This window comes from Rhodococcus jostii RHA1 (assembly GCF_000014565.1).
In the GTDB taxonomy this organism is placed as follows: Bacteria; Actinomycetota; Actinomycetes; order Mycobacteriales; family Mycobacteriaceae; genus Rhodococcus_F; species Rhodococcus_F jostii_A.
This window is the reverse complement of sequence record NC_008268.1, coordinates 5,816,729-5,820,512: the sequence shown is the minus strand read 5'-3', so window position 1 is coordinate 5,820,512 and position 3,784 is coordinate 5,816,729. Positions and strand designations below refer to the sequence as shown.

Genomic DNA, 3,784 nt, shown 5'->3' with positions numbered 1-3,784 from the left:
AGTGATTGTCCCCCGTCCATGTTTCCCGATCCGAGCAGAAATCGGGCCTGCACGCCGCTTCGTTACTGTGAATTGGCCCACTCACGATCTGGATGGGCCTGAACCTCGAGACACCCGGTTCGCGAAATCCGCTACTCAGACAATAATGAGCAAGCGCGTTGCTCACCACGCGGGGGTCAAACCTGCGACGCACGTCACAGTATCCTCTACGCAACCACGATGACAGGAGCCACGATCCGTGAACGATCATTCCCGCGGTGATGCCGAGAACCCCGGCGCTTCGGGCACTTCCGCGGGCGAGCCCTCGGTTCGTCGCATCCGCAAGCGCACTTCTGTCCGCAGCAAGTCCTATAAGCGCAAGCGTTCCCTGATCACGGGGGGTTTTGTGGCTTTGCTGGTGGTGGTGGCACTGGGTCTGTGGCTCGGCTATTCGGCCAGGGAAGCACGCGCGAATCTGTACGAGGCGCGCAACCACGCGCAGCTGGCGAAAGACGCGTTACTGGACGGTAATACCGACAACGCGGAGCGGTCGTCGGCCGACGCCGACAAGTACGCGAACCAGGCCTACGACTACACCCACAACGTCCCATGGAGCGTCGCTTCCGCCATTCCGTGGCTGGGCAGCCCGCTCGAGACTTCGCAGCAGATCTCCGAAGTGGTGCGCGGCCTGACCTCGGAAGTGCTCACACCCGCGGTGGCAGCCGGAACTTCTCTGGCGCCAAACCAACTCATCGCCTCCGGTGGCAAGGTGAACTTGCAGCCCCTCGAGGACGCAGCACCCGTCCTGGATCAGACTGCCGTCGCTGCCCAACGTTGGAACGATAAGGCACAGGCCATCGACGAACCGACATACCTGGCGTCGGTTTCCGATGCTCGTACACAACTGCAGGACCAGCTTTCGGAGCTCTCGAAGCTGTTGGGGAATACCGCAATTGCTGCGAAGCTGGCACCCGCAATGTTGGGTGCAGACGGCCCCCGCAACTACTTCATGGCCTTCCAGACCAACGCCGAGGCGCGCGGAACGGGCGGGCTACTGGGTGGCTACGGTGTCATTCGTGCGAATGACGGTGTCGCACGCGTAGACACGCTGGGCCGCAACTCCGACCTGCCGATGAACAGCCAGCCGATCGATTTGGGTCCCGAGTTTGCGGCACAGTATGGCCACAGCCGACCCACCACCGACTTCCGTAACAGTAACTTGAGTTCACACTTTCCTTATGCGGCGCAGATCTGGAAGTCACTGTGGGCGCAGGAATCCGGCGAGCAAGTCGATGGGGCAATTGCCACCGACCCGGTCGCCCTCAGCTACGTGCTGGACGCGATCGGTCCGGTCAAGATGCCGGACGGCGAGGTGATCAATGCCGACAATGTGGTGGAACTGACCGAGTCGACCGCCTACGTCCGGTTTGCGGACGACAACAACGCCCGGAAGCAGTATTTGCAGACGGTGGCCGCCCGGGTGATCGACAAGATGACCGGAGAGATCAAATCCCCCCAGAAGCTTCTCGATGCCCTCGGCCGCGCGGCCGGCGAGCGCCGAGTTGCAGTGTGGAGCTCGCACCCTGACGAACAGCAAGTTCTCGCCGAGACCCTTCTCGGTCACACCATTCCCGACGATGCGGCACCATTCGCCGGGGTCGTCATCAACAATCAGGCCGGCGGCAAACTGGACTACCACACGACACGTCAGATCGACTACACGGCTGAGAGTTGCGCCGGCGACACCCGGCGCTCGACCGTGACGGTGAAGTTGACGAACAACACACCGCCTGGCGACTTCCCCGATTACGTCGCGGGAACGTTCATCAACACCCTCGGCGTCCCCAAGGGCACCAATGTGTCGGCTGTGTCGCTACTCGCGACACAAGGCGCGCAGCTGCGGAACGTGACGGTGGACGGAAAGCCGGCCGTGTTCCTGACAGGTAAGGAATTGGGCCACCCACTGTTCGACGTCCTGGTCCCTGTGCGGCAAGGCCAAACGACTGAGATCAAGTACCAGCTGACCGAGCCCGCCACCTCCGGCGAGGCGCGGGTTCCAGTCCAGCCGCTGGTGGATGATCCGACCGTCACGGTGAACGTGCCGAACTGCGGCGCCTGATCGGAATGCTCTCAGACGCCTCTCACACCGCCGCCACCGCCCTGGCTGTGGCGGCGGTGCGCGCAGCGGGCGGCGCTGCGTGCCTATGCATGATATGGCGGTGGCCGGATGACGCAATGCAATCTCCGTTCACCCTTCGCCGTCAACGTGCCGGGGTGCATCCTGTTCAGTTTGTCCATCAGAACCTTGCCGAACGGGGATCAGGATTCGACAGTCCCGGCCTGGGATCTCAGTTGCCCGCCGTGACTGGGGCAATGGAGCCGAGCAACCCGACATCGAAGAACGCTGATTGGGGGTATTCCCGCGGCCCGTTCATGACAGCGATTCGCATCGGCTTCTCACTGTTCCCGCCGAAGATCGGTTGACTTTGCCGGCGCACTTTCGTGCAAGCTCCACGTAGCCAGATGCTCCGCGTCACCCCGCCGCGTCGAGAAGACGATCAACGCGAAGAAGACAAGCGTAGATGTGTTGGCCTGAACTGTTGGATTGATTAGCGTCAACCAGGCCACGCCAATGACGAGCAGAGTAGACAGAAGGCGGTAATGTCCCATCCTGGCAGTCGCCCGGATGGACCGAACCACGCCGAACGCCAAGAAAACCACCAAGCCCGTCGTGCCTATGATGCCAACTCCGACCACACTTTCAAGCCAAGTGTTGTCCAAGTTGCTGTAGTTTCTGAAGAGACTGTCTCGCAATGGAAGACCAATACGATGGCCGCTATAGTAGCCAAGTCCCCACCATTGGTCCTCACGAATCAGGGGCAGCACACGCTCCCATACGACCGTCCGTCCGGTGAGGGTCGTGAGCCCCTGTGCATCCTGGCCGCGAACGACGAAATCAACGACGAGACCCCAGACATCATCACGCGTCGTGATCCACCAGCTTGTAGCCACGATGCCGGCCGTCGCGAACCATCCAATGATGTTTGCGTTTTGACTGCGGTGCATCACGCGAAATAGGCACACCAGCATGATGATCAGTGCCACCGCGGTCACCACCCGCGATCGGGTACCGAGAAGCAGTACGAAGTACACGCACACCAAAACCACGTTCCATGGTGCCCGTGCAGTCCACCTGGGACCTATCGTCAAACAGACACCAGCGATGCCGATCGCTGCGACAAGCCCGAACAGGTTCGACGCGATCGCCGGTAGGAGACTGTGGATGCGCGGATCCTCACCGACTGTGTCTGTCGAATACGCACGGTCAGGCCAGATCACTAACTGCACAAGAGTTCCGATAAGAATCATGTGAGCAACCGTCACGACCGCACAAACAGTCTCCTGCACGCTGCCGTACAACGTAGCGAGCTTCGCGAGGCAGAGATAGGTCACGACGAGTGGAACGAGCTTGAGCAGGGTTGTCTTGGCATCGACGGACCAGAAGCAACTGAGTGCCGCGATTACGACGAAGAAGATCAGGCCGGCTTCTGCGATGCCGTTCCGAAGTGACCGAACCTTTGGCGGGCGTATCATGAACACGAGCGCGTATAGGGCAAGACCTCCACCTCCGCGAAGCAACTCGAGCGGTCCCACACCGCCCACATCGTTAACTCCCTTACCGACCGTGTAGATGATCGGCATGAAGGCGCCCAACCAGAGTGCGGCGCGAGCACGGCGGAGACGGACCTGATCTTCCGGTGCCATTTCGTCTGGTTGCTCGCTGGGGATCGTCAATGACCCTGCA

At 61.0% G+C, this 3,784-nt stretch carries 2 protein-coding genes; one reads left to right on the top strand and one right to left on the bottom strand.

The window, feature by feature from the left end; genetic code table 11:
* Positions 1-238 precede the first annotated feature (238 nt).
* On the top strand, positions 239-2,098 hold the full coding sequence (locus RHA1_RS26580; RefSeq protein WP_011597641.1) for a DUF4012 domain-containing protein: 1,860 nt from the start codon (positions 239-241) through the stop codon (positions 2,096-2,098).
* A 338-nt stretch (positions 2,099-2,436) separates the two neighbouring features.
* Here RHA1_RS26580 and RHA1_RS26575 read toward each other — a convergent pair whose 3' ends face one another.
* Entirely contained in the window at positions 2,437-3,744 is a 1,308-nt protein-coding gene (locus RHA1_RS26575; RefSeq protein WP_050787389.1) for an O-antigen ligase family protein, read from the bottom strand.
* Positions 3,745-3,784: the final 40 nt, after the last annotated feature.

What these genes read in the sequence shown, in the direction of transcription:
- RHA1_RS26575 (WP_050787389.1), bottom strand. Translation starts at nt 3,744, where the DNA reads ATGGCACCGGAAGATCAGGTCCGTCTCCGCCGTGCTCGCGCCGCACTC.